Below are 6997 nucleotides of genomic sequence, written 5' to 3' on the forward strand. Positions count from 1 at the left end.
GCCGCGGAACCGCGCTGACGCTCCGCATCTGGGATGGATTGGTTTCTCCAGCAACTCATCAACGGCCTCGCCCTGGGGGCGATCTATGCGCTGATCGCGCTGGGCTACACGATGGTGTATGGCGTCCTGAGGTTCATCAATTTCGCGCATTCCGATGTGCTGATGCTCGGGGCCTTCGCAGCCTACTATCTCGCCCCGTTGGTCGCGCCGTTGCTTGGGGCGACGACGATCCCGAGCGCGATCGCGGTGATCGTGCTTTCGGCGGCAATTTGCGCGGTAATCGGAATGACCATCGAGTACCTCGCGTATCGGCCGCTGCGCAAGAGGCCGCGTCTCACAGTGCTGATCACGGCCATCGGCGTGTCGCTCTTCATCGAGTACACCGGGCAGCACGAAAAGGTGTTCGGCGCGGCGACGAAATCGTTCCCGACGCTGCTGCCGAAGACGGAGATCATCTTGGGGGGGCTCCGCTGCTCGAGCAATGATCTCGTCGTGGTGGGTCTCACCGCCGTGCTCCTCGTGGCGATGTGGTTCATCGTGCAGCGGACGAAGATCGGCATGGCCATGCGCGCGGTGTCGTTCAATGAACAGGCCGCGTCGCTCATGGGCGTGAATGCCAACGCGATCATCTCGTTCACCTTTGCGATCGGGTCGGCGCTGGCCGCGATCGGCGGCATTTTCTACTCGATGCGCGCGCCGGGGATCGAGCCCCTGATGGGCGTGCAGCCGGGTCTGCGCGCCTTCATCGCCGCGGTGCTCGGCGGCATCGGCAATCTCCCGGGGGCGGCCTTGGGAGGGCTGGTGCTGGGTTTGCTGGAGACCTTTTTCGGCGGCATGCCGGGCCTCTCGAATTACCGCGATGCGATTGCCTTCGCATTGCTCATCCTCATCCTGCTTTTCCGACCGGCTGGTCTGCTCGGGAAGGTGCAAACGGAGAAAGTGTAAATGCGCGGCAGAGAGAAACTCTTTCTACTCATCGCGATCGTCGTGGCGATCGGCCTGTCCTACGTTTCGGCGTCCTTCAATCGCTACTACCTTGGCATCGCCATCGATGTGGGGATCAATATCATCCTCGCGGTTTCGCTGAATCTGATCAATGGCCACACCGGGCAGTTCAGCCTCGGTCACGCCGGATTCATGGCGGTGGGAGGGTATTTTGCCGCCAAGTTCACCTTGGTCTATGGCCCCACGCTGCCGCCGGCGGCGCAACCATTCCTTTTCGCCGGTGCGCTGCTGCTCGGGGGTATCGTGGCCGCGCTCGCGGGACTCGCGGTGGGGGTGCCTTCGCTGCGCTTGAAGGGCGACTACCTCGCCATCGTCACGCTCGGCTTCGGTGAAATCATCCGCGTCATTTTCCAGACGAGCGAAACCTTCGGCGCGGCGACGGGGCTCACGGGCATCGCCAAGCTCACGACCTTCGGGTGGGCTTGGGCGCTGGCGGCGGTCACCGTCTATGTCGTCGCCTGCCTGGTGAATTCGACCTACGGCCGCGGCTTCATCGCGGTGCACGACGACGAGATTGCGGCTGGCGCCATGGGCATCAATCCGGTGCGCTACAAGGTCACGGCGTTCGTCATCGGGGCATTTTTCGCCGGCATTGCGGGCGGGCTATATGCGCACCACAAGGCGGTGCTTTCGCCGGGCGGTTTCGATTTCATCAAGAGCATCGAGATCGTGGTCATGGTGATCCTCGGCGGCATGGGCCGCACCGTGGGGGTGATCTTCGCGGCGATCATCCTCACGATTCTGCCCGAGTTGCTCCGCGGCGTGGCGGAATACCGCATGATCATCTATTCGCTGCTCATCATCGGGCTGATGCTCACGCGCCCGCAGGGGTTGTTTACGTGGGGCAAAAAAGGAGCGGCCTGATGAGTGCGCCGTTGCTCGAACTGGAAAAGGTGACGATCAAATTCGGCGGGGTCACGGCGGTCTGCGACCTCGATATGCGCGTCGAGGAGCAGGAGTTGGTGGGCCTGATCGGGCCGAATGGCGCGGGCAAGACCACGGCCTTCAACATGATCACGGGCGTCTATCAGCCCACTTCCGGCAGCATCCAGTTTTCGGGCAAGCCGATCAAGGGCATCAAGCCGCACACCCTTTCGCTGCGCGGGATTTCGCGCACGTTCCAGAACATCCGGCTCTTCGCCTCGATGACCGTGCTCGACAACGTCCGCACCGCCATGCAGGGCAATCGCGCCCAGCGGGTGCGTGATGCCCTGCTGCGGGGGAAAGCATTCCGCGAGGTGGAGGCCCGCGTGGAACACGAGGCGATGGAATTGCTGAAGATTTTCAGTCTCGACCAGTTTCACGATTCGCACGGAAAATCGCTTCCCTACGGCGACCAGCGCCGGCTCGAGATCGTCCGGGCGCTGGCCACGCAGCCGAAGCTGCTCCTGCTCGACGAGCCCGCCGCCGGCATGAACCCGACGGAGAAGCAGGAACTGATGGAGTTGATCCGTTTCGTGCAGGACAAATTCAAGATCGCGGTGCTGCTCGTGGAGCATGACATGAAGGTCGTGATGGGCATTTGCCAGCGGATCAACGTGCTCGACTACGGTCGGAAGATAGCCGAGGGCACGCCCGATGAGATCCGCGCCAATCCGAAAGTGATCGCGGCCTACCTTGGCCAGGAGACCGACGACGATGCTTGAGATTCGCGACCTGCACGTGAACTACGGCGCGATCAGCGCGCTGCATGGCATCTCGCTCAAGGTGGAGCAGGGAAAGATCGTGACGCTGATCGGCGCAAACGGCGCGGGCAAGACGACGACGTTGCGCGCCATCTCGGGCCTCGTGAAGCCGCGCAGCGGGGTGATCAACTTCGAGAACCATGCCATCGCGGGCCTCCCGGCCCATGCCATCGTCGGCCGTGGCCTCGCGCAGAGTCCCGAAGGGCGCATGGTTTTTGCCAATCTGACCGTTCTCGAGAACCTCCGCATGGGCGCGTATCTGCGCAAGGGCCAGGAAAACTTCGCGAAGGATCTCGATTATGTTTTTTGCATTTTTCCACGGTTGAAGGAACGCGAATGGCAGGCCGCAGGCACCTTGAGCGGCGGCGAGCAGCAGATGCTGGCGATCGGGCGCGCGCTGATGTCGAAGCCGAAGCTGCTGATGCTCGATGAGCCGTCGCTGGGTATTGCGCCCTTGCTGGTGAAGACGATTTTCGAGAAGATCGTGGAGATCAACCAGGAGCTCGGACTGACGATCCTGCTGGTGGAGCAAAACGCCAACCTGGCGCTGAAAGTTTCGCACTACGGCTACGTGCTGGAGACCGGGCGGATCATTCTCGAGGACACGTCCACGGCCTTGCGCGAAAACAAAGAAGTGCGCGCGGCTTATCTCGGTGGATAACGAAAAGCTGGACTCGGCCGCCGTTTCAGCGCACAAATCAAGGAACCTGTTCCCTCTGCTATGAAAAGATTCGCGCTCCTCTTTGCCGCTGCCACCCTAGGCCTGTCGTTGGCCGCGATCGCCGAAGATACTGATCCCGGCTATGGCGGTGGCCGCCGCTGGTATGGCGGGCGGGAGTATGACCTCCCGACCATCGGGAACACCGGCCTGCAGCCGCTTTATTACCGGCCGACGATGCGCTATTACGGCAACGGCTACACGGTGAGCTACCGCTATATTCCGGTGTATAAGCAGGACAGCATTTACCTTGGCGGAACCGGCGGTTCGTCGAATTTTCGCTCGGAAACATTTCATCTCTCGCCCGAAGAGGTGGCGCGTTTTGGCGCCGGTTCGCCGCGGTTGACGGTGAAAGATGCCCGCTCCTCAGCGCCACGCACGGCGGTGACCTCCATCGTCCGCAAGAAGACCTCCAAGACCTCGATCAAGACGGTGCCGGAAATAGCGCCCAGCGACGCTCCGCCGATCACGCCGGCCTCGGACTCCGTGCCCGTGCAGCCGAAGCCCTAAATCGCTTTTCGGCGACGGCGGTTAAAATCGTCGAGAATTCCCTTGTCACGCCCGGGACGGTGTGGCAGTCTCCCGCTCCTTTTTTCCAGAGAAACTCATATGGCATACGCAATCTTTAAAACCGGCGGCAAACAATACCGCGTCGCAGCAGGTGACGTCATCGAAGTCGAGAAACTCGACGGCGAGGCGGGCGCTAAAATCACCTTTTCCGAAGTGATCTTCTCCGGCGAAGGCGCGAGCATCAAGACGGGCGCCGACCTGAAAGGCGCCACCGTCGTGGCCGAAGTCGTCGAGCAGTTCAAGGGACCGAAGCTCATCAATTTCAAGTATCGCCGCCGCAAAGGCTACCATCGCACGGTGGGTCATCGCCAAAAGCTGACCCGCGTGAAGATCACCAGCATCTAAGCGAGCGCCACCCTCTCAACCCTCTACACTCCACTCACAAATGGCTCATAAAAAAGGTCAAGGATCCGTCAAGAACGGGCGCGACAGCGTCAGCAAACGCCTCGGCGTCAAGAAATTCGGCAGCCAGGTCGTCCTCGCTGGCAACATCATCATCCGCCAGCGCGGGACCAAGTTCCTGCCCGGCAAGAACGTGGGCCTCGGCCGCGATTACACCATCTGGGCCCTCGTCGACGGCACCGTCCGCTTCGATCGTGAAGGCCGTCGCGTCAACGTCGACCCCGAGACCGCCTCGGCGAACTAAGCCGCGATTTCGTTTCTCTTTCCATCAGCGCTTCACCCTCCCGGGTGAAGCGCTTTTTGTTGGCCCGGTTGCCGGGCAAGCCGGCCGCAATTCCGCACGACAGCTAATTTTTCCAGCGGACAACGGTTGCTGATGCAGTAGAATCAGTACGTCATGTCCCATCACCAGCCACGCCTCGAAGATCTCCTGTTTACGCGCCGCGATTTCCTGAACCGTTGCGGCATGGGGATGGGCGGGCTGGCGCTGGGAAGCATCCTCGGCCAGACCCTTGGTCTGCCGGCCCGCGCCGCGGAGACGGCGGACCTGCATCCCCTCGCGCCGAAGGCGCCGCAATTTGCCGGCAAGGCCAAGCGCGTGATCCATTTGTTCATGAACGGCGGGCCCTCGCACGTCGACACCTTCGACCCGAAACCCGAACTCACAAAGTACCACGGCAAGGAATTGCCGATCCATTTGAATACCGAGCGCAAGACGGGCGCGGCTTTCGGGTCCCCGTTTGGCTTCAAGAAGTATGGCAAGAGCGGCATCGAGGTGAGCGACATTTTTGCGAAGACGGCGGAGTCGGTGGATGACATGTGCATCATCCGCTCCATGCAGGCCGATGTGCCGAATCATGAGCCATCGCTCATGCTCATGAATTGCGGCGAGGCGCGCCAGGTGCGGCCGAGCATGGGCTCGTGGGTCACCTACGGTCTCGGCAGCGAAAACCAGAACATGCCGGGCTTCATTACCATGTGCCCGGGCGGCTACCCCATCCAGGAGTCGCAGAACTGGCAATCCGCGTTTTTGCCCGGCGTCTATCAAGGCACCTACATCGACACGAAGAACACGGAGATCGAGAAGCTCATCGAGAATATCCGCACCACGTCGGTCTCGAACAAGACCCAGCGGACGCAGCTCGATCTGCTCAAGCAATTGAACGCCGAGCACCAGCGCCAGCGGCAGGACGACGCGCAGCTCGAAGCCCGCGTGCAATCTTTCGAACTGGCTTACCGCATGCAGATGGACGCAGCGGATGCCTTCGATGTCACCCGCGAACCCGCGGCCATCCGCGAGATGTACGGCGAGGGCGTGCAAGGCCGGCAGATGCTCATCGCGCGGCGGTTGATCGAGCGCGGCGTGCGCTTCGTGCAGGTCTGGCACGGGGAAGGGCAGCCGTGGGACAGCCACGAGGAGATCGAGAAGAATCATCGTCGTCTCGCCGGGGAATGCGACCAGGCAATCGGCGCGCTTTTGAAAGACCTCAAGCAGCGTGGGATGCTGGAGGATACGCTCGTCATCTGGGGCGGGGAATTTGGCCGCACGCCCACCGTGGAAATCCCGACGCCCGGCTCGAACAACGCCAACGTCAAGAACGGCCGCGACCACAACAATCACGGCTTTACCATGTGGATGGCGGGCGGCGGGGTGAAGGGCGGCTATGTCCATGGCGCGACCGATCCCTTCGGCTTTGCCGCCGCGGAGAAGCCGGTCCACGTCCATGATCTCCACGCGACCATTCTCAAGCTCCTCGGCTTCGACCACGAAAAGCTGACGTATCGGTATGCCGGGCGCGATTTCCGCCTCACCGACGTCCACGGCAACGTGGTCAACGAACTCATCGCCTAAGGGCGCCTGCCGGTGGCGCGGGGCAGGGGGCGCATTGTGGTGGGCGCTACGGAGCGTGAGGCATAAATCAGGCGCCATATGTGGCGATAAAATTAAACTTTTTTATTGTCAAAGGCGCGGAGTGGCGTATGAATCCGTAATCACAAAGTAAATTCATTGCGCTTGTGTTTCCTCCAAACTCTCCCCTCTCCCGTAAATTCATAGCCCGCCGGCGGCAGTCCGGTTTCTCGCTCGTCGAAGTGGTGCTGGCCGTCGGCGTCATCTCCTTCGCTTTCGTGGCCATTATGGGCCTCATCCCGGCCGGGCTGCAACAATTCCGGCAGGCGATGGACAATTCCGTGTGCTCGCAGATCGCGCAACGGATCATCCAGGATGCCCAGTTGACGGATTTTGATACGCTGACGGACGCGGCCCATCCGGTGGGCGACGCCGCGCATCCTTACAATTACGCCAACAGCTACGCCGCCTCGGATGTGGGCAGGACGAATCCGATCCATGTCCGGTATTTCGACGAACAGGGCAATGAAATCGTGCCGCAAGCGGCCAGCCCTTCCAACGCGGAGCTGGCCAGTGTCGTTTATTTTGTCAATACACGGATCTCCGTCTCGACCAACCTCCCGGGCATCACGACAGACCACTCCAGTTCCAACGCCGGCCTGGCGACGGTCCTCGTGCAGGTCGCCTTCAACCCCAGCGGCAAGAAGATCCAGATGGACGACACCAACAAGGTGTTCGATCCCACTTACACGAAGAATATGCCGGTGA

9 protein-coding genes are annotated in these 6997 nt (G+C 61.4%); all 9 read left to right on the forward strand.

The features are described 5' to 3' along the window. The first annotated feature begins 33 nt into the window (after positions 1–33). On the forward strand, positions 34–945 hold the full coding sequence (locus tag ABJF10_RS12285; protein WP_348544867.1) for a branched-chain amino acid ABC transporter permease: 912 nt from the start codon (positions 34–36) through the stop codon (positions 943–945). Beyond that, on the forward strand, positions 946–1869 hold the full coding sequence (locus tag ABJF10_RS12290; RefSeq protein WP_348544868.1) for a branched-chain amino acid ABC transporter permease: 924 nt from the start codon (positions 946–948) through the stop codon (positions 1867–1869). Then, on the forward strand, positions 1869–2651 hold the full coding sequence (locus ABJF10_RS12295) for an ABC transporter ATP-binding protein (RefSeq protein WP_348544869.1): 783 nt from the start codon (positions 1869–1871) through the stop codon (positions 2649–2651). Before ABJF10_RS12290 ends, ABJF10_RS12295 begins: the two co-directional genes overlap by 1 nt. After that, entirely contained in the window at positions 2644–3351 is a 708-nt protein-coding gene (locus ABJF10_RS12300) for an ABC transporter ATP-binding protein (RefSeq protein ID WP_348544870.1), read from the forward strand. Before ABJF10_RS12295 ends, ABJF10_RS12300 begins: the two co-directional genes overlap by 8 nt. A gap of 60 nt (positions 3352–3411) precedes the next feature. After that, positions 3412–3918, forward strand: a complete 507-nt coding sequence (locus ABJF10_RS12305) for a hypothetical protein (protein ID WP_348544871.1) — start codon at positions 3412–3414, stop codon at positions 3916–3918. 99 nt (positions 3919–4017) lie between these two features. Continuing rightward, positions 4018–4323 (forward strand): 50S ribosomal protein L21, encoded by a 306-nt coding sequence (gene rplU / locus ABJF10_RS12310; RefSeq protein ID WP_348544872.1) that lies wholly within the window; start codon positions 4018–4020, stop codon positions 4321–4323. 40 nt (positions 4324–4363) lie between these two features. Beyond that, positions 4364–4624: a 50S ribosomal protein L27 gene (gene rpmA, locus ABJF10_RS12315; RefSeq protein ID WP_348544873.1), complete on the forward strand. Its 261-nt coding sequence runs from the start codon at positions 4364–4366 to the stop codon at positions 4622–4624. Between the two features lie 153 nt (positions 4625–4777). Beyond that, positions 4778–6232: a DUF1501 domain-containing protein gene (locus ABJF10_RS12320; RefSeq protein WP_348544874.1), complete on the forward strand. Its 1455-nt coding sequence runs from the start codon at positions 4778–4780 to the stop codon at positions 6230–6232. Positions 6233–6396: 164 nt separating this feature from the next. Then, positions 6397–6997, forward strand: a 601-nt coding sequence (gene vccB / locus ABJF10_RS12325; protein WP_348544875.1) for a Verru_Chthon cassette protein B, incomplete at its 3' end; no start/stop codon positions are given.

The sequence above is a fragment of the Chthoniobacter sp. genome (assembly GCF_040003245.1).
Lineage (GTDB): Bacteria > Verrucomicrobiota > Verrucomicrobiia > Chthoniobacterales > Chthoniobacteraceae > Chthoniobacter.